Genomic DNA, 19073 nt, shown 5'->3' on the forward strand with positions numbered 1-19073 from the left:
GGGTCACCTGTCGAAGTGGTCGAGCCAGATCCCGGCGATGGTCTGGCGGGCGGCGGTGGGCATGGTGCGCAGGCCGGGCCGGAAGCGGCCGTGGGTGAGGGCAGCGGTGGCCGCGAGGATCTCGGCCTGGACGAGGTGGATGTAGGTGCCGACGGCGGCCCCGTGGACGAAGTTGACGGCGCCGCCGGCGGCGAGCACGTAGAAGTAGTGGCCGGTGACTTCGTAGCGCGTCAGGTGCTCTCCGACGGGGTTGCGTTGGTAGATCTCATGGAGGGGCGCGAGTTCCAGCTCGTCCTCCGACGAGGTCACCGACGCGAGGTAGGCGCCGTTGCGCAGTGCCTCGAAGTCGTGCTGGCGCAGGGCGAGGTTTCCGGTGGCGCACAGGACGAGTTCGGCGTCCCTGACTGCCTCGGTCGTGGTCGCGGTCGTACGGAAGCCGTGCGAGCGGGCCTGCACGCGCCTGATGGGGTCCTTGTCGTAGACCGTGACCCTCAGGTCGTGCCCGCGCAGAGTCTGCGCGATGGAGCGGCCGACCTTGCCGAAGCCCAAGACGCAGGCGTTACGGCTGGTCAGGATGTCGCCACGGGCGCGGACCAGAGCGTCGGTGGAGAAGACGATGGACCTGCCTACGAGGTGGTCCTCGCAGTCCTTCAGCGGTGAGCGGGCCACCGAGATGACGGGACAGTCCAGCTGGTCGAGGGCCGCGTAGCGCTGGTGTCCGTTCTCGGTGTCCTCCACCACGCCCAGGATGCGGCCGGAGAATTTCTCGACGAGCGTGCCGATGCTGGGGGCGAAGTAGCCGCCGATGTCTGCCAGGACGAGGTCCTGCCCGGCTGCGCTCTCCTCGATGTAGTCCAGGGCGCGGGTCGGGTCGGCAAACAGATCGCGGCTGAGGTCGTAGACGGGGTAGAGGGCCTGGACCGTTTCGAGGGTGTGCTGGTCGATGGACTTGGGCTTGGGCAGCACGGCGGCGATCGTCGAGGTGGCGGCCATCGCGCGCAGGAACGCCGGTCGCTCGCAGAGCAGGTGCGTGACGATGAGCGTCGTGACCGGACCGCCGGCCGGGAACTGCTCGATGACGTGCCGGAAGAAGGCATCGAGCCGTGCTCGCTCAGGACTCTCCATAGCAACTCCCTTCTGACCGCGCCGAATTAGGCGGCTCGGCCGTACACGGCGGCTTCGGATGCCAGGAACTCCATGTGGGAGCGCATGCCGGTAGGGAGGTCGACCTGGGGCTTCCAGCCCAGGACCTCGTGGGCGCGGCCGGGGTGGGCGCGGGTGATGTGGACGTCGCCGTGCCGGGGACTTTCGTGGTGCAGATCGATGTCGCGGCCGGCGAGGCTGCTCGCGATGCCGATGACTTCGAGGAGGGAGGCGTTGGCGCCTCCGCCCACGTTGATCACTCCGCCTGCCTTGGGGGTGGTGGCCGCGGCGATGGTCGCGGAGACGGCGTCGCTGATGTAGGTGAAGTCCCGGCGCTGGTGGCCGTCGCCGTACAGGCGCAGCGGCTGTCCGGTCAGCGCGGCCAGCAGGGCGCGGTGGGTGAACATGTCGGTGCGCTGGCGGGGGCCGTAGACGGTGAAGTAGCGCAGGGCGACGACGTTGGTGGGGTTGTGGAGTTGGGCGGCGTGGGCGAGGCAGAGCTGTTCCTCGGCGAGCTTGGTGACGGCGTAGGGCGATACGGGCCGTGGGTGGTCGCTCTCAGTGCTGTGGCTGCCGTCGGTTGCGCCGTAGACGCTGGAGGAGGAGGCGACGACGAGCCGGGGCACGCCCTGGCGGGCGGCGGCGTCCAACAGCCGTTTGGTGGCAATGATGTTGGAGGCGACATAGTCGGTGAACTTCGGCCCCCACGAGGGACGGACGCCGGGGATCCCGGCGAGGTGGAAGACGGCGTCCGCGTCGATCAGGAGGGGCTCGATGGCGCAGCCGATCAGGTCGGCGGTGACGTGCACATAGCCCGGGAACGACCGGAGTTGGGCGAGGTTGGCCGCGGCGGTCGGGTCGGTGGCGGGGTCGCGGCGGTCGACCCCGATGACGGTGGTCCCCGCCTGGGAGAGGGCGTGCGCGAGGTGGGAGCCGATGAAACCGGCAACGCCGGTCACGACGGCGCGGCGCGGGATGTTGGGGTGCTGCGGGCTTAGCTGCTGTGTCACGGGGAGTCTCCAGGAGCGGTGATGTTGACGGTTTAGTGCAGCCGGGCCAGCACGGTGCGGCCGTGGGTCAGGAGGGCGAGATTGTCCTGCTCGTGGCCTCGGACCAGGGCGGTGACGGCCTCGATGGCTCCGAAGGATTCGAGGAGGCGCTGCTCGGTGTCGGTGGGGTGTCTGCCGTATCCGGCATAGAACGCGTCCCGCAGGCGGGGATCTGCCTGCCAGCGGCGGAACTCCATGCGGGCGAAGTCCCTGATCCGGGCGTCACGGCGCATGTGTTCCAGATCGCACAGGCCGAAGACCTCGCCCAGGATCCAGTTCCGTGGCTGGTAGTCGAGGTGGCAGGCGGCACTGTCCATGAGCGTGTTCGTCAGCACTTCTTCGTGTGCGGACAGGACTGCGCGCTCGCTGGGGAAGAGGAGGCCGGCCTGCTCGGCCCGGTCGATCCAGCGGGCCAGGCGGCCGGCCAGGTCGGGGCCGACGGCGCCGGAGCGCGGGACGAGGGTGGCTTGGTGCAGCAGACGCAGAACGCGGCCGGCCTCGTGATGCGCACGCTCCTCGTCTGGGGAGCCGGGGGCGACGGCATCGGCCCGGGTGCCGGCCAGCGCGGTCACCAGCAGCGTGTGCGTACCGTTGTTACAGCCGACCAACTCCGGTGCATGGATGGCCAGGTGGCGTGCCCAGGTGCCGTACGCCTTGACCTCCTGGGCGTACCGGGTGCGGTCGGTGTGCTGTTTGGCGAAGTAGCGGCGTCCCCGGCCGTCCACCAACTGGAGTATCCGGGGCGGCAGGCTGGGATCGGGCTGAACGCGGACAGTTCCGACCGTGTGGCGGGCCAGGTCGAGGCGCGGATCGACGAACGCCGTGATCACGAAGCCTCCTCGGTCGCTGGGAGGAGCTGGTGCGAGGTGTCGTTGTGCCGGTCCAGGATCCATCGGGTCTGGTCCAGCCGGTTGCGGTGATGCTGCCAGCAGGTGATCGAGCCGTGGGTGACGGTGAAACCCGCCGGAGCGCCGAGAGGGATGCCCAGGAGCAGGGTGTGGGCGGCGATCACGGTCTCCCCGTGTGCGGCGAACAGGACGCGGTCGCCTTCGTGCTCGGCTATCAGCTGCGACAGGAGGCCGCCGGCTCGGGCGAGGTACCCGTTCCAGGTGTCGGATCCCAAAGCCCAGGGGGTGTCGGGGTGGGCGTGTGGTCCGCCGTCCGCGGCTGTCTTCACCTCCGGCCAGGGCTTGCCGTCGGCATCGCCGTGGACGGGCCCGTCGAGCCGTACGTCCGTGGACAGGGGGAGGCGAAGGGCTTGGCTGAAGATCTCACCGGTTTGGATCAGGCGCAGGCGCGGTCCGCAGTACAGCGCGTCGAACGGCCGCTGGTGGTGCTCGGCAGCGAGCCGGTGGGCGGCTCGCTCGACCTGGTCGTAGCCGCGGTTGGTCAGCCCGGTGCAGGTGCGCGGCCCTCCGACCAGACCGTCGACATTGCACTGGGCCTCGCCGTGACGGACGAAGACGAGTTCGGTGGTGATCATGATCAGCCTCGGAGTCGGGGGAAGTCGGCAGGCCAGCTGTGGAGGTAGCCGTGGCGCCCCAGGTACGGGGCGGTCAGTACGGCGTGCAGGGCGAGAAAGTCGTCGAGGCGGTCGCGGTCCGTGCCACCGAGCCGTACGTTGTGGCGCGCGGCGGCCTCGTTGTAGAGGACCAGGGCGGCGTCGATGGCGGTGGGCCGCAGCGGCCCGTAGGTCATCACGAGCGTCGTGACCAGCTTCGCCAGGTCGTACGCCGGCGGGGCCAGGGTGAGGTCGTCGGTGTCGATGGTGAACACCGTGCCGGTTTCGGTGATGAGGAAGTTGCGGGGGTTGCTGTCCTTGTAGAAGACGGCTGGTCCCTCAGCGGTCTTGTCCAGCAGCGACCACATCGCGTGCAGGGCGGCCTTGCCGGGCAGGTGCCCCTGCTCCAGCCGCCGCTGCAGCGCGGCGCGGCGCGGGGTGACGTAGTCGGCGAACGCTGTGCCGTCCTCGAAGCGATGCGGTTCACAGAGGTCGGCCGCATGCAGGTCCCTGGTCCAGGCGGCGCCGTGGGCGTTGCCCAGCAGTTGCGCCAGGCGGGGCAGGTCCTTCGGCCGCGCCGGACGCCCCTCGATCCATTGGTAGCTCACGCTGTACGGCCCGGTCACCCCCAGCGTCGGCAGACGCAAGGGGAGGGCGTGCTCGACGAGCCACCAGTGGTGACGTACGGCAGCGGAAACCCGGGTGGAGTCCGTGTAGTGCTTGGTGAAATACCTGCTCCTCACACTGGTTCACCTCCCGGCCTGGCCACGACGTAGGTGATGGTGGAGCGGGTGGTCAGCGGACGATCCGGCAAGAACTCGTGCAGGAAAGCGGCCACCGCGTGCGGATTGCCGTACAGGCTGGGAGCCAGGTGGTACTTCGGGTTGGTGGCCACGTACTCCGCGACGTGGTCGTGACCGTCGAAGGTGAACTGGTGCTCTTCGCTCTCGGTGGTCACCACGTCGAGGGCCGTCGCGGCGAGACTGGTGACGTTGTGGCTGTGTGCGGCAACGTACAGGCTCTCGCGGTGCTCGGCGCGCGGGTCGAGGCCGGCGGCGGCGACCAGCTGGTCCAACTCCCGGTAGCTGTCGAGGGACTTGGTGACCAGCACGGCCAGTCCGTCGGCGTCGAGTACTCGGTTGATCTCTGCGACCGCGGTCTGCGGGCAGGCGGAGTGGTAGAGGCAGAACGCGGCGACGGCCAGATCGCACGAGGCGGTGGGTAGGGGCAGTTGGTGGAAGTCGCCTTGGAGGAAGCTCACTTGCACGCCGGGCAGGTGCCGGATGCGGGTGCGGGCCTGCTCGATCAGGGCCGATGAGGCGTCGAGACCGACGACGCGGCTCGGGGCCAGGAGTTCGGCGAGGGCCTTGGTGCTCGTTCCTCGGCCGCAGCCGATGTCCAGGACCACGCCGAGACGCTCGGCTCGCCGATGGTGCGCTTTCACGAGCTGGATGATCGTGTCCGGCACGGGCCAACCGGAGGTCTTGGCTCGCATCAGGGCGTTGGACCGGCCGGACAGGCGCGAGGGATCGCCGTAGAGTTCGGCCTGCCGTGCGGGATCGAGGAAGGGATTGACCGGGATCATGCCGCGCCCTCCCCTCGGGGGCGCGGAGGGCTCAGCTGTGGTCGGCGGCCACCTGGTTCAGCCAGCGGCGTGTCTGTCGCCGGCCGGTCAGTAGCACGACGTCGGCCCGCCCGGCAGCGAACTCGTCGATCTTGGCCAGGACGCGGGGTCGCATCTTGCGGCGGTACGTTGCCACGTACTTGATCACACCCCAGTGGATCCGGTTGTGCACCCCGTTGCCCTTGTGACCGGCTCCGTGCCGCAGCTGCCGGGAGAAGATCCCGTACAGCGCGGAAATCGTGGGCACGTCCATCAGGACCAGGGTGTCGCAGGACTCCAGCCGGATCTGGAGCGTGGAGTTGTAGTTGCCGTCGATCACCCAGCGCGGCTCGGCCACGAGCTTCCGCTGCAGTTCGGCGAACGCGTCCATCGGCAGCGCGTTCCACTCGTCGTCGAAGTACGCGGCGTCCAGATGTGTCACCGGGGCGTCGAGGATCTTCCCCAGCTCCCGGGCCAAGTAGGACTTGCCGCTGCCTCCGCAGCCGACGATGGCGACCTTCTTCATGGTGCTCCAGCTTAGAGTCGCGTGCGTGCCTGAGCGGACCGGCCGCCGGGACGCCTCCGGGTGATCCAGGCATGCTCGCCTGGTGGATCTGTCGCATCAGGCCGCTCCTTGCCCGGCCGCGTCACGGGTGATCGTGCCCAGTACGCCTTCCAGCGCGTCGACCTGTCGGCTGAGGCGGAACAGGTCCAGGCGGTCGAGACAGGCCCGGATCAGGTCCGCGTGCTGTCGGCTGCCTGCGATCTCCTGGAGCACGGTGAGCCGTTCGGCTACCTCTCGGCCGGAGGACACGATCAGCTCGGCGGGCACGAACTCCTCAATGCGGTGGATGTCGGCCGGGGCCAGCGGGAGGCAGCCGGCGAGCACCGCTTCGAAGATCCGCTGGGTCATCTGGCCGACCGCGGCGTAGCGCTCGGGCAGCAGGAGAACGGTGGCCAGGGACCTGCCGTACAGCCGGTGGACTGCGGGGAAGGGGATGCGTCCGAGGAAGCGGACGTGCGGCCAGCGGCTGGTCTGGGTCCACTTGCCGCCGACGAGGTGCGCCACCTGGGCGGCGGCCGGGGCGAAGTAGCGGTCGAAGTGCTCGTCGCGGTCGTACTGGTTGCCGACATAGGCCAGTGCCAGGTCACGCGGCTGGGCGGCGAGTGCGGCCGGGTCAGCGCACTCCAGGAGCTGGTCGTCGATCGGGAAGAGCAGGCGGTGGGCGCCCGGTGAGGGGTCCAGGGCCGCTTCGCACACGGCGGTCTGCGGGGTGGCACGCCACATGCTGCCCGGCCGCAGTGTGCGGTCCTTGTCCCAGATCACGGTCGGCGTCCTGCTCCGCGCGGTGTACTGGGTGAGGAGTTCGGCCTGTCGGTGCAGGTCACAGGTGTGGCCCTCGGCGTGGCACGGTGTCGTGTTGCGTCCCTTGATCGCCCAGCGCCATTCGAGGAACAGGGCATCGATCTGCGGGAGTCCGCTGTCGAAGACGTAGGTGCCGCCGAGAGGGTCGCCGGCTTCCAGCAGGTCGCGGTTGGCCTGGAGGAAGACGATCTCGTGCCCGGCGGCGCGGAGGGCGTCGATGAAGGGGCGGCGGTGGCTGCGGCCTCCGTCCGGGGTGTCGGTGATGCCGTGGCCGAGGAAGCCCCAGAAGCTGTATCCGATCGTCAGGTTTCTCATTTGGTGATCCACCGGCTTTCCAGCAGCAGGGCGTCCAGACCGGAGTCGGCCAGGCAGTTCAAGGCCATGGCCGGGGTCCCGCAGATGGGCTTGCCCTTGACGTTGAGCGAGGTATTGATCAGGACGGGGATGCCGGTGCGGCGGGCGAAGGCGGTCAGCACCTGGTGCATGAACGGGTTCTGCGTGGCGGTGACGGTCTGCAGGCGGGCGGTGCCGTTGGCGTGGACGATGGCGGGCACCCGCTCGCGCGCGGTGTCCGTCACGCCGGAGGCCATCGACATGTAGGGCGCCTCCTGGCCGAGCGTGAAGAACTCCGCGGCGCGCTCGGCCAGGACCATCGGAGCGAAGGGCCGAAACGGCTCGCGGTATTTCACGGTGGCGTTCAGCCGCTCCACCACTCCCGGTTGGAGGGGCGAGGCGAGGATGGACCGGTTCCCCAGGGCGCGGGGGCCGGCTTCCACCCGGCCCTGGAACAGGCCGACGATCATGTTGTGGGCGAGCTGGTCGGCGAGGAACTCGGCGGTCTCGATGCCCAGCATCTTCTGCTGCAGCCCGGGCCACGGGGTGAGGTCGACGGCCTCGTCGGCGAAGGACGGGCCGAGGTAGCAGGCGCGGGCGACGCCGGTGACGGGGCGCCGGTTTCCGCTGTCCATGTGCAGGGCGAGCGCGGCGCCGATCGCCGTCCCGGCATCTCCCGGGGCGGGGGGAACGAAGACCTCGTCGAAGATGCCGGCCTCGATGATCCGGCCGATGCTCACGCAGTTCGTGGCGACTCCGCCCCCGACACACAGGCGGCGGGAACCGGTGATCATCCTGGCTCGCCGGGCCAGGTGCAGCATGACCTTCTCGGTGCGTTCCTGGAGGGCCGCGGCCAGATCCCGGTGCACGTCCGCGATCGGCTCCTGCGGGTGGCGCGCGGGGCACGTCTCGGCGATGAAGCGCTGCGAGGTCCGGGGATGGCCGGAGGACAGGGTGCGCGGGGGGAAGTAGGCCGGGTCGAGGACGAAGCCGGTCGGTGTGGTGCGGACAGCTTGCGCGAACAGGTGCCGGAACCGCGTGGGGTCACCGAGTGCGGCGAGGGCCATTACGGTGCCCTCCTCGTCCCCGCGGCGCCACCCCAGGTGTTCGGTGACCGCGCCGTAGACGTAGCCCAGCGACGCCGGATCGTTGAGGGCCTCCACGATGCGGGTGTGCGGGCGCAGCGCGCTGTGACCGTGGCCGAAGGTGGTGGTCTGCCGTTCGCCGAGGCTGTCGACGACCAGCACTGCGGATTCCGCCCAGCCGGACGCGGCGAAGGCGGCCATCTGATGAGCCCGGTGGTGCAGAACCGGTGTGATGCGGGCGGAGGGGAACATCCGGCCGAGGGTGTGGACGCGGTGCTGGGTGCGCCATGCCACCTTGGCGAAGCCGTGGGCCCTGGGCAGCGCCCGCTCGCGGGTCGTCACCTCCAGGACCAGGCGCAGTGCGAGCGGGGACTCGGCGAGGTAGCGGGAGGGCTGGAAGTTGTAGGCGACCGCGTCGACGTCGCCGGCGGTGAGCCCGGCCTCCTTCAGTAGCCATGCGACGGCATGGCGCGGATACGCCTTGGTGTGCTTGTCCTCGGACAGGCGCTCTTCCTCGACGAATCCGACCAGGTCCCCGTCGACCAGCAGGGCTGCGGCCGAGTCATGGGTGTAGGAGCACAGGCCAAGGATGACGGACGGAAGGTGATCCATGGCGCAGCTCACCTGACCCCTGCTGCCGCGTCGGCGGACGACTGGGATCCGGCGCGGCGCTCCAACTCGCTGTACCAGGACGTCAATGCCTGACCGAGCGGGCCGCCAACGCGGCCTGCCTGCCGCCACGCCTCGCCATACGCGCCGTTCCTCCACCACCGGTAGCTGTCCATCGTCTCGGACATGGCGTCCCAGCCCGGATGCCCCGTCAGTTCTCCGGCTTGGACGTGCCGGAGCAGCTGGTCGAAGCCGTCCCACGGCGTAGTCAGGTCGGGCATGATCTCGCTCGCGGCGAGCGAGGTGAGCTGCTCGGCGTCATCCAGGTGGTTGTCGTAGATGTGCAGGGAGCCCACCTGGTGGTGGAAGTCGCCGAGGTCGGCGCCGAGCCATCCGGCCACCAGCTCGTGCAGGACGGTGTAGAAGAACAGGTCGTAGGGCATGCCGATCCACACGTCCTGGCCGCGCATCGTGGTCGTCATGTGCAGGCGGCCGGCGCGCAGGCGGAAGGCGAAGCCGAGCGTGCACGGCACATCCTTGTGCCCGGCGGAATCCAGGGCCGGGTCGTACAGCTGGATCAGAGCCCGGCGGGAGTCGGCGTCCTCCTTGAGAATGTCGACGACGCGGTACAGCTGGTCCACACGGCCCGCCCAGTGCCGCATCCGGGGTCCGTACGCGCCCCGCAGGACGCCGTCATCCGCGTACCGCCGCAGCCGGGCGTTGTAGTCGAAGATCCACGGGTCGTCCGACCCGGACAGGTGCCAGACGGTCTCCGCCACCGCGAACGCCGGGTTGAGGATCCGGGCCGGGGGCGCGTGCAGCAGACGAGCCCGGGGCTGCGTCAACCGCATGTGGACATCGAGGACTTCGCGGGTGGCCATACCGCGAGGGGCCACCTTCTCCCCGGCCTTGGCCAGAGTGACGGCCCCGGCGAAGAGTTCCGCCACGCTGTCGCCGGTCAACTGGGTCATCGGGTACGGACTCCTTCGCCCCGCGCCTGCGCATGATCAGCGCCCGGGACATCGTGGTGGACGGGATGGGGGCCTGCCGTAGAACTGTGGGCGCGGCTGAGGATGAGGTGCGCGATGTCGCTGGCGCTGTGGCCGCGCCACCGGCACACCGCGTCCGGCACCGGCCGAGACAGGGGCTGGTCCGTGCGGGCCAGCAAGGAGAGGGCGCCAGCGACCGCGTCGGCATTGGTACAGCGCGAGGCGAGGCCGTGGTCGGCCAGCCCGAGCGTGCGCTCGCCGGCCGCACCGATTTCGAGGACCGGCACGTTCACAAGCGCCGCCTCGATACCGCACGTCGAGTACGCGCTCGCCAGAGCATCGGCACCGGCCAAGCACCCCCGTGCACCCACGTGCGGGTCGGCCACGGCCACGAGCGGCCCGTCATCGTTCCGGGGCAGGCTGGAGAACGCGTCGGCGCCCTGCGCGGGGTGAGGGGCGATGACCAGTCCCCAGTCGCCCTCGGCGTCACGGAGACCGTCCATGAGCAGGTCAGTCTGGGCGCGCAGGCGGTCAGGGCCGAGGGGCTGGCAGGCCCACACGAGGATCCGGGCGGGCTCGCTGCCCGTGGCGGTCTCCATCAGCTGTGCCAGATAGCGCCGTTGGGCCTCACGGTCGAGATGCGCCAGGCCGTCGAAACGGGGCTGGCCCAGGACGTGCACCTCGGCGTCGGGATGCTGTGCCCAAGTGTGCGCGAGGGCGACGTCGCGTTCCCCCATGACGACGATGTGCCGGCTGTGCAGGGTGGGCCACGCGACCGACTCGGCGGTCCACGCACCGTGCTGAACGTGCACCGTCGTGACGCCGTGCCGCTCGGCCGCGTGCACGGCGAGCGCTCCCAGCGGACTGGTGTCGTTGCTGACCAGCATCGTGTGCGGCCGGGCCGCGGCAAGGATGTCGTCCAGCCAGGCTTCCGCTGCCACAACGGAGTTCCACGAGGGCTGGGTGCACCCCCCGCTCGTCTCCAGCACCGCAGAAAGGAGCCGGACCAGCCGGCCCAGCAGGACCGTGTGCTCCCTCACCCGAACGACGGCGCCGTCCTCCTGCGACCGCAGCCCTTCCACGGCACCGTCGAGCCCGAACAGATCAGGGGACGGCGAGCACAGCGCCACTGCCTCGGAATCTGGAGCCGGACTCCGCTCCGCCGCATCGGTGGCGAGATCGATCAGCAGGCTCCGCTGCCCCTCACGCGCAAGCGCGTCGAGCACGGGGAGCAACGTGGCCGCGTGCCGAGACGACCAGGACACCGCCACCACGTCACAGCCCAGGCCCACGGAAGCCGACGGTTCACCGGGTCCCACCTGAGGTGCGGGAAGGGTGCGCAACGGTGCGGATCGCAGCGGGTTGTGCGGGGCCGGCGCACCCAGTACGAAGGCCACACCGGACCAGCTGACGGTGTAGGACCGGTACTCCCGCGAACTGGTCGACCGCACACCGACGAGCCCCTGATACGGCACGAGAGCAATCGGTCCGGGGGCCGTCTCGAACGGCTCCCAGGCACTGAGCGCCATCAGCTTGCGCACCAGCTGCGTCACCAGACGCCGGACCGGGACATGCTGCAGGTAGAGCCATCCTGCGCCGCCCGGCGTCGCCGACAGATGCGCACAGTGGGCTTCCAGGGCGTCCATGACCCGTTCGACGTGCTCGTCCACCTCGCCCGAGCCCAGAGGTACAGCCTCCAGGTCTCGTACGGAGATCTGCTCCTCCCGACGGTGTGTGAGCGCGCCCTCTCCCACCAAGGCCCACACCGGCTGGTCAGCGCCGCCGGTCCGGACGAGGCCGAGCGCAGCTGGTCCAACTGCCCTCACAGCAGCCCCCCTTCGACGAACGGTGCCGCAGGGGTGACGATGCCAAGGAGGTGCAACAGTTCCCTGGGCGAGTCGGCGACGACGGGTGACGGACCGATGGGGCGGCCGTAGCCCCATCCCGCGTGGATGTAGGGGACGCCGGCTCGGCAGGCGGCTTCCTGGTCGACCGCCATATCGCCCACGTAGGTGGCGTTGGCTGGGTCTACGCCGAGGTCGACCAAGGCGAGCAGGATGGGATCCGGCGCCGGCTTGCCCCGCCGCTGGCTGTCGGGCCCTCGGACCGCGGCGAACTGGCAGCCCAGCTCCGCCAGAAGAGGCTTTGCCTGGAGCAACGGCTTGGACGTAACGACCCCAAGCGACCAGCCGGCGTCAGCGGCGGTGAGGAGCACGTCCGTGATGCCATCGAACCCTCGGGCCAGGTGTGCCGCGGCCGTTGACGCTTCCGTGTATGTCCGGTGAATCGCCTCGGCGTTGAGCAGGCCGAGACATTCCATGATGACGTCGAAGGGGCGGCCGAGGTGCTCCCGGTACTCCGCGAACGGCACGTCGAGACCGTGAGCTTCCTGCACCGCGTGCCACGCGCTCTCCATCACGGGAAGCGTGTGGACGAGGACGCCGTCCAAATCGAAGAGGAGGCTACGCGGTGGCTCGGAGCCTGAGGCGGCCTTGCTCCCCGTTACAGGGGACGACGCAGACGGACGTAATTGAGGGGGCACGGCGAGGGTCTCCAATGAGGACAGGGGATGGCGAGGTTCAGGTAGCGGGAGTCGGCTCGGGGCGCTTGATGAAGGCGAACACCCGCTTGCCGGTTCCGTCTTCGGTGGGGCAGGTAGTCCAGCTGTCGGCCATCGCCGACACGAGGTGGAGGCCACGCCCGTTGATCGCGTCTTCGTCGGCAGCCCGCTCAACCGGGACGTGAGGGGAGTTGTCCTCCACCTCGATCGTCACCACATCCGCCTGGACCAGGAGCGTCAGCGTGATCTCCTCGTCGCGCTCGTCCTGTCCTTTGGGCCGGTCACTCTCAGGAGCCTGGGAGGCCCGGCCATACCGCTCGGCGTTGGTGGTGAGTTCGCTGACGATGAGCACGGCATTGTCCAGGAGGTCCTCTAGCCCCCAGGCGCTGAGCGCATCCCGGGTGAAGGAACGAGCCATCCGAGGGGCACTGTCGTCAGCGGGCAGCGTCAGACTCTTCTGGTGCTCCGGTGTGTCGGCGCAGTCGTCGCGGACCTGAGGCTGATTCATGCCCGGCTCCTGACAGCACGTCCCTGGGCAGGCAGTGGTTCCCAGCCCTCCAACGCCCCCGCGACCGCCGTAGCGGTGGTCGAAGCGCCGGGATAAGTCCTGGCGTCGGCACCAGACGTGTGGCTGGTCTTCACCGGATTTCCTCCCGGGCAAAGGCAGATGATGGTTTCTTGGACCTTGAGCGAACCTCGAATGACCACGGGTTGGTAGCCCCGGCCAGTCCGCGATGCCGTCAAACCCGTCAAAGATCGTTCTCTTGTGAACGGGGGCGCCGGATGGCACACAGAAACGAACAACTGGCCGCCGTGATCGCGGAGACAGGCTGGTCGCAGCCCAAACTCGCCGCAGCGGTGGTCAGGGTGGCCGCCGAGGTGGGTGCGGATGAGCTGTTGGCCACGAGCCGTTCGCATATCGCGATGTGGATCTCTGGCACCCGTCCCAGCGGCAGGGCACCCCGTATCTTGTGTGAGACGTTGTCTCGACGGCTGCAACGCCCGATCACCCTGGCGGAAATTGGGCTTTCGGCATCGCCCGGCGACCCCGACCCAGCATCCGAGTGGCACGTCGATACGCTGACCGCGCTGGTGGATCTCGGGAGAAGCGACGTGGACTTGGAACGCCGCCAACTGCTGGCCGGCGCCGCCTACTCGGTAGGTGGCCTGGTGCTGCCCGGACAGCAGTGGTGGGACGACGCCCCACAACAAGCCAGATCCCGTCCAGCAGCAACAAGCCGTCGGATCGGCGCAAGCGAGGTCTCCGCCGTCCGCGAGATGACCGAGTTCTTCTCCAAGCGAGACCAACGACACGGCGGGATGGACGGCCGCACAGCCCTGCGGCAGTACATCCTCGACGACGTCGCCGGATACGTGGGTGGGGTCTTCACAAGCGAAGAGACACGTCGAGACCTTCTCGCTGCCGCCTCCGAAGCCGTGTACGTGGCTGCATGGATGAGCTTCGATGCCTCTCAACACGAGGCAGCGCGCCGCTACTTCACCCTTGCCCTGAAGCTCGCTGCCGAAGCCGACGAAGCCCCGCTGGCGGGCCACATTTTGCGTGCCATGGCCCATCAGGCAACCGACTTGGGCCATCCCAGGGCAGGAGTGAGACTCGCGGCGGCCTCTGTGGACCGAAAGCGGTACACCCTGGCCACGCCCCGAGAGCGCGCGCTGCTCGGTGTCGTGCAGGCACGGAGCCTCGCGACCGACGGACAGAGGCGCGCGGCGGTCGCGGCCCTCCTCCGCGCTGAGGAGGACCTCGCTGCGGCACAGCCCGGAGACGAAGATCCCCACCGGGTGTGGTTCTTCCAACAAGCCTCGCTGGCTCATGAGACGGCACGCACGCTGTGGACCCTCGGCGATCTCGAAGGAGCGCTCCGCGAGTTCAACAACAGCGTGCTGACAAGGAAGGCTGACACGTTCAGCCGCACCCACGCAGTGACACTGGGCTACATGGGCACCGTCCAGGCCAAGCAGGGCAACGTCGAGGTAGCCTGCCACACCTGGGCACAGGCACTCGACGCAATGGAAGGCGTCCAGTCGGGACGAGCACGTGAGGCCGTCGTGAACATGCGCAGGGTGTTGTCTCCCTTCCGGAACCGCGGGATCCACGCGGCATTGGAGATCGACGAGCGAGCGAAGGCCGTACTCGAACGAGTAGCCTGACGGCGCCGTGGTGGCGAGGACGAGCACGGTGCAGCCGTGCCTCCCGCTCTGCTCGAAACCGAGAAGGGGAAAGTCGTGCCCGCAAAGTCCATCGAAGTGCCTGTGATCGCCACCGTCGTTGGAGGCCACTCCGGGAAACTCGACGACTTCAAGGGCGGCGTCGAATCCATCATTCGGTTGCGGCCGGACTACCCCGTGGAGACCCTGCAGGGCATTGAGGAGTTCTCGCACCTCCAGGTCACCTGGTTCTTCAACTTCGGGTCGCCTGACGACGTAGCCCTGCATGCCCGCAGCCCGCGGGACAATCCGGAGTGGCCGGCGACCGGGACCTTCGTGCACCACAACCACCGCCGGCCAGCTCGGCTCGCGACATCCTTTCCTCGGCTTCTCCGTGTTGATGGGCGCGATCTGCATGTGACCGATCTCGATGCAGATGAGGGCACGGAGGTGGTGGACCTGGTGGCGGTGTTCGAGGAGATGCTTCCTCGCGGCCCTGTCACGCAGCCTTCTTGGCCGAGCGAGATGCTGACGGACTACTGGCGAGACGCTTCCGAACGCTGAGACTGCGGTATCGATGGGACCGGAGTTGATCAATTGTGCGACGCAACGCCCACTAGCCGCGCGCTTTCACGAGGTGGGCTGTCCAAGACCTGATCAGACGCGGAAAGTGTGCCTGAACTGCAACGATAGGACCTTCTGGGGGTCCTGTTAGCTGCAAGGAAAGGAGCACTTTCCAGGTGAGAGAGATTATCGCGTCCTACCCTCGTGTCCGTGTCCGGAGGGACGTCCGGCAGGTGGTCTCGCAGGCAGGTTCGGTCCTGCTGGTGGAGACAATCCGTGAGACGGGTCTCGACCGTCTGACAGTCGGCCAGGGCCAGGCCATGAGGCGGAACTGGAAAGCTCCAGTCCACAGTCAACATGCGGAAACCGACTCTGGTATTGACCGGCATGTTCATCTCTCACGTCCGCTGGCGCTGCGCGGAGCGGGCGGCACGATTCGTCCATCCCGTTAGCCGCCCCACCCGATGGCGCGTGTGGCGTCGGGTGGGCCTGCGCACTGCAGGCCGCGGGCTGTTGCGCAGTGGCTGTGGGGGCTGCGCATTCGCTGTTGCGACTGCTGCATAGCCTCTCTTGCGCATGTGCGTCGTAGAGGCCCGGCGGTGGGGGCGGTGCGCAGTCTGCGCAATGAGGGGGGTGGCTGGCTTCGTGCGCTGCGCAGTGACCAGCCGACGTGCTCAGCCTTTCGGCCGTGACGACTGCACAAGTCGGTGACCTGCATGGTCTGGTCGGTGGTCGGGGTCGGCAGGGCCGTGGTCGGGTCTGTGGTCGGGGGTGGCGTAAGCCCTGGTCGGGTCAGGGATTGGCGTTGAATCTCCTTGTGGCCAAGGGGGCGTGAGCGGCTACGGTGACGATCACCGCGTAGCTGGCACACAGGGGGATCCATGCGCACGATGGCCCGACCACACGCCCACACTCTTTGCGCGTGCGTACTCATGCTCGCCACAGTTCTTGCGGGATGCAGCAGCGACGACGGCGATCGCGGCGACGCCGGGAGCTCCCCGAAGCCCGCTCCCACGACCGCCGGGCCCGGCGCGGACTCCGCGTCGCCGGCCGCCGCGCCGGACGCGGCCGCGAAGAAGGCCGTGCTGACCACCTACGGCCGCATGTGGGAGGAACAGATGAAGGCCTACCGCAAGGCCTCCGACAAGGGCACCGACCTGGCCCGCTACGCCTCCCTGGACGCGCTGGGCACCTTCCGCCTGGACCTGGCCCACATGAAGAAGGCCGGCACCGTCGTGACCGGCGAGCTCGGCCACACCCCGGCGGTGAGCCAGCTGGACCTCAAAGCCGCGCAGCCCACCGCGACGGTGACGGACTGCCTGGATCTGTCCCGCTGGGAGACCAAACGCGTCAAGACCGGGGACGTACTGCCGCTACCGACCGCGCAGCCGCTGCGCTACCAGGCCACCGCGACCGTGCAGCGCTGGCAGGGGCGATGGATGGTGACCGACTACACCCCGCACGGAGACCGCACATGCTGACCCGCACCGCCGCCGCGGCCGGCGCGGCCGCGCTCTTACTCGGATACACCACGGCTTTGACCACACCGGCCACGGCGGCGGACGGGCCGGGCGCCGACCCTGACTGCGGGACCTCGGTCGTGGTGGTCACAGTGTGCGCCTCCGACAACGCTGCACAGCCTGGCAGCACCGGCGCAGCCCCCGCCGACACCGGCACAGACAACAGCAGGGCGGGCGGGGGCGGTGGGACGCCGAAGTGCACGTACACCAAACTCGATCCGCAGCCCCCGGCCACCAACCAGGCGGTGAAAGACGGTCTGGCACAGGGGCCAGGAGCCGCCTACCAGGTGCTGTGCCCCGACACCGGCCGCATCGGCGTGGTGTGGATCCTCGACGGCGAGCAGGCCCCCGCCGCACCCGCCATCGACCCCGAGGTCCTCGCCGCGCAGGCGGTCGACTCCATGAAACTCACCGGCCCGAAGATCGCCAGCCCTCGCCCCGCAGGCGTCTACCTGGTGGGGATGCCGACCTGGATGTGGGTGGAGCCCACCGAGACCACCTACGGTCCGGCTACCGCCACGGCCACCGCAGGCGCCGTGACCGTCACCGCGACCGCCGAAGTGACCTCCATCCGCTGGGACATGGGCGACGGCCAGACCCCCGTGGTCTGTCACGGCCCAGGAACCCGCTACCAGCCCTCCCAGGGCAAGGCAGCATCTCCGGACTGCGGTCACCTCTACCAGCGGCCCTCGAGCAGCACCCCCTCCCACCGATACACCGTGACCGCGACGTCCACCTGGACCATCACCTGGCAAGCCGAAGGCGCCATCGCCGACCAAGGCGAGTGGACCGAGACCCGTACCACAGACCAGACCATCGCCGTCGGCGAGGCCCAAGCACTCACCTCCTGAACCCGATCCGCCAGGCACGGTCCCCGCCGCCCGCCCCGGGGTCTCGAACGGGGCCGGGGGGCGGTTGTCGCGAAGGCGCGGGGTTGGGCCACCAGGCAGCAGACGCGGCACGACTGGGCGCCCCGCCGGGCGGCGGTGGGCGCCCAGCCACTCACTTCACGTGCCAGCTGACCCGCTGCTCCGGGGCGTTAAGGGGCCGCCAGACGGGCGCGGAGGGCCCGTCTCGCAGGATGTCGGTCAGGGAGGCGGCCAGCATCGGCACCTCGGCACGGAAGGCAGGCCGGGCCACTGCGGCCCCGGCGGCGAGGGCGCTGACGCGGTTCTCGACGCCTGCGGGGCCGGTGCCATCCAGGACGAACAGCAGCCGCGGGAACACGCGGTAGCGGCGCTGCCAGCCCTCCTCCGGCGGCTCCTGCCCGGCCCGGGACCGGCCCACAGACACCGGCACGTACTCAAACAGCCGCTGATAGGTGTGAATTTTCGCAGCGAGGCGTTCCGGGCCCATGGTGGCTCGGTCGACCTCGACGAACGCGCGCAGCATCGGCCAGTCCTCATTCCTGTCTCGATCGATGCGGTAGTAGAGCAGCGCATCCGGTATCACCCCCTCCCCACCACCAAGCGGCTGGTACGCCTCCGGGATCCAGTCCAGCGGCCGGCACACACCCCCGCGGCGGCGGGCGTCCTGGACGAACGCCAGCCCGGTCTGCGTGACGGTGAGCGTGTGTGCGGCCTTCAGCCGGGCAGCGGTGCGGTCGGCACCCAGCTTCGCCGACTTCCACTCACGCAGCTCCGGCCACTCCGAGGCGATCTCGGCGCCATAGTCGGTGAGGAACCAGACACGGGTACGGCCCGCCCGAGGCAGCGTGATCCGGTCCACGAGGCCTTCCTTGCTCAACTTCACCAACCGACGGCGGGTCTGCTCGATCCGCACATCCGGCGCGATCAACACATGCATCTGCTCGGTTGTCGCCATCCGATACTGCGCCAGTACCGCCAGCGCCAGCCGATCGCCGCTGCCAGCATCCACATCCAACATCCCCGCGCCTCCACTTCGATGGCGACGCCCCCCGAGTCCGGCGTCGCGTGCGGAACCCACGGCAGCAGTCACCTCCGACCAGACCACCGACCACGAAAGCCCGACCACGGTCACGATGCGATAACCCCTCCCACAACCGGGCCCATAACCCCGACCACAAACCCCTCCCACAACCCCGCCGACAACTGCCCGCGCCACTACCGGGCCTGACGGTGTATCCGCAGCTCACCACCCTGACCAGCCGTGGTCTGCAGCCCGACATCCCCCTCTGCACACCCCCACGCCCCGAACGAACAAGGACAAAGGGAAAGGGAAGGGCGGGGACGGGAGCGGGCGCGCCTCGGGGGATCAGGGCGCCGTCCTCTTCTCGTTGCGCGTCGGCGGAGCCTCCGCGCTCGACACCGGACGCAGCCGGCGCAGCAGGGCGCGCCGCTGAACCTCCCCGCCAAGAGCGCTTCCCTATCCGGCCGCGCCCCAGGCTCCGTCCGCTTGACGGTTCATCGTGAAGCGCAATCGATGCGCTCCCAGCGTGGACCCGTCAGGCGCCGGCGCTCGGCCGGGCGCAACGCAGCCCCAGCAGATCACCTGGCGCGAGCAAGCAGCACCGTCCCTGCGCCGCTGAAACATCACCTAAGATAGAAAGTGCTTCTTTGAGGGAAGCACTGCTGGCGGGGATTTCCGGACCGGGTTTGCCGACC

General features: G+C 69.2%; 18 protein-coding genes. 4 read left to right on the forward strand and 14 right to left on the reverse strand.

Annotation, left to right across the window (positions count from 1 at the left end):
• Positions 1-3 precede the first annotated feature (3 nt).
• From CRP56_RS44780 to CRP56_RS44840, 13 genes are all read right to left on the reverse strand, one after another.
• On the reverse strand, positions 4-1125 hold the full coding sequence (locus CRP56_RS44780) for an adenosylhomocysteinase (protein ID WP_097275680.1): 1122 nt from the start codon (positions 1123-1125) through the stop codon (positions 4-6).
• Between the two features lie 26 nt (positions 1126-1151).
• Entirely contained in the window at positions 1152-2153 is a 1002-nt protein-coding gene (locus CRP56_RS44785; protein WP_257042334.1) for an NAD-dependent epimerase/dehydratase family protein, read from the reverse strand.
• 32 nt (positions 2154-2185) lie between these two features.
• A complete protein-coding gene (locus CRP56_RS44790) occupies positions 2186-3022 on the reverse strand; it encodes a phosphotransferase (protein WP_097275682.1) in 837 nt (278 codons plus the stop codon).
• Positions 3019-3675 carry a histidine phosphatase family protein gene (locus CRP56_RS44795; RefSeq protein ID WP_097275684.1) on the reverse strand — a complete coding sequence of 219 codons (657 nt, stop codon included), beginning with the start codon at positions 3673-3675 and terminating at the stop codon, positions 3019-3021. Before CRP56_RS44795 ends, CRP56_RS44790 begins: the two co-directional genes overlap by 4 nt.
• Positions 3676-3677: 2 nt before the next feature.
• A complete protein-coding gene (locus tag CRP56_RS44800) occupies positions 3678-4436 on the reverse strand; it encodes a phosphotransferase (protein WP_097275686.1) in 759 nt (252 codons plus the stop codon).
• Positions 4433-5278 carry a class I SAM-dependent methyltransferase gene (locus tag CRP56_RS44805; RefSeq protein ID WP_097275688.1) on the reverse strand — a complete coding sequence of 282 codons (846 nt, stop codon included), beginning with the start codon at positions 5276-5278 and terminating at the stop codon, positions 4433-4435. The genes CRP56_RS44800 and CRP56_RS44805 overlap by 4 nt, the downstream gene beginning before the upstream one ends.
• Positions 5279-5309: 31 nt before the next feature.
• On the reverse strand, positions 5310-5822 hold the full coding sequence (locus CRP56_RS44810; protein ID WP_097275690.1) for a topology modulation protein: 513 nt from the start codon (positions 5820-5822) through the stop codon (positions 5310-5312).
• 96 nt (positions 5823-5918) lie between these two features.
• Positions 5919-6977, reverse strand: coding sequence for a glycosyltransferase family protein (locus CRP56_RS44815; RefSeq protein ID WP_179851397.1), 1059 nt, complete (start codon positions 6975-6977; stop codon positions 5919-5921).
• On the reverse strand, positions 6974-8692 hold the full coding sequence (locus tag CRP56_RS44820) for a carbamoyltransferase family protein (RefSeq protein WP_097275694.1): 1719 nt from the start codon (positions 8690-8692) through the stop codon (positions 6974-6976). The genes CRP56_RS44815 and CRP56_RS44820 overlap by 4 nt, the downstream gene beginning before the upstream one ends.
• 8 nt (positions 8693-8700) lie before the next feature.
• Entirely contained in the window at positions 8701-9660 is a 960-nt protein-coding gene (locus tag CRP56_RS44825) for a thymidylate synthase (RefSeq protein WP_097275696.1), read from the reverse strand.
• On the reverse strand, positions 9657-11348 hold the full coding sequence (locus CRP56_RS44830) for a hypothetical protein (RefSeq protein ID WP_257042336.1): 1692 nt from the start codon (positions 11346-11348) through the stop codon (positions 9657-9659). The genes CRP56_RS44825 and CRP56_RS44830 overlap by 4 nt, the downstream gene beginning before the upstream one ends.
• A gap of 152 nt (positions 11349-11500) precedes the next feature.
• Positions 11501-12127, reverse strand: a complete 627-nt coding sequence (locus tag CRP56_RS44835) for an HAD family hydrolase (RefSeq protein ID WP_257042337.1) — start codon at positions 12125-12127, stop codon at positions 11501-11503.
• Between the two features lie 130 nt (positions 12128-12257).
• Positions 12258-12746: an ATP-binding protein gene (locus tag CRP56_RS44840; protein WP_097275700.1), complete on the reverse strand. Its 489-nt coding sequence runs from the start codon at positions 12744-12746 to the stop codon at positions 12258-12260.
• 275 nt (positions 12747-13021) lie between these two features.
• On the opposite strand from CRP56_RS44840, the gene CRP56_RS44845 reads away from it, so the two are divergent.
• From CRP56_RS44845 to CRP56_RS44865, 4 genes are all read left to right on the forward strand, one after another.
• The gene (locus CRP56_RS44845; RefSeq protein ID WP_257042339.1) at positions 13022-14407 is read left to right on the forward strand and encodes a Tat pathway signal protein; all 1386 of its coding nucleotides are present in this window, start codon (positions 13022-13024) and stop codon (positions 14405-14407) included.
• 75 nt (positions 14408-14482) lie between these two features.
• Positions 14483-14968, forward strand: a complete 486-nt coding sequence (locus tag CRP56_RS44850) for a TrmO family methyltransferase domain-containing protein (RefSeq protein WP_097275799.1) — start codon at positions 14483-14485, stop codon at positions 14966-14968.
• A gap of 932 nt (positions 14969-15900) precedes the next feature.
• Positions 15901-16449, forward strand: coding sequence for a hypothetical protein (locus CRP56_RS44860; RefSeq protein WP_097275706.1), 549 nt, complete (start codon positions 15901-15903; stop codon positions 16447-16449).
• Positions 16443-17339 carry an ATP/GTP-binding protein gene (locus CRP56_RS44865; protein WP_097275709.1) on the forward strand — a complete coding sequence of 299 codons (897 nt, stop codon included), beginning with the start codon at positions 16443-16445 and terminating at the stop codon, positions 17337-17339. Before CRP56_RS44860 ends, CRP56_RS44865 begins: the two co-directional genes overlap by 7 nt.
• 151 nt (positions 17340-17490) lie before the next feature.
• On the opposite strand, the gene CRP56_RS44870 is transcribed toward CRP56_RS44865, so the two are convergent.
• A complete protein-coding gene (locus tag CRP56_RS44870) occupies positions 17491-18375 on the reverse strand; it encodes a replication-relaxation family protein (RefSeq protein WP_097275711.1) in 885 nt (294 codons plus the stop codon).
• Between the last annotated feature and the right edge of the window lie 698 nt (positions 18376-19073).

It is taken from the genome of Streptomyces sp. TLI_55 (assembly GCF_900206255.1).
In the GTDB taxonomy this organism is placed as follows: domain Bacteria; phylum Actinomycetota; class Actinomycetes; order Streptomycetales; family Streptomycetaceae; genus Streptomyces; species Streptomyces aquilus.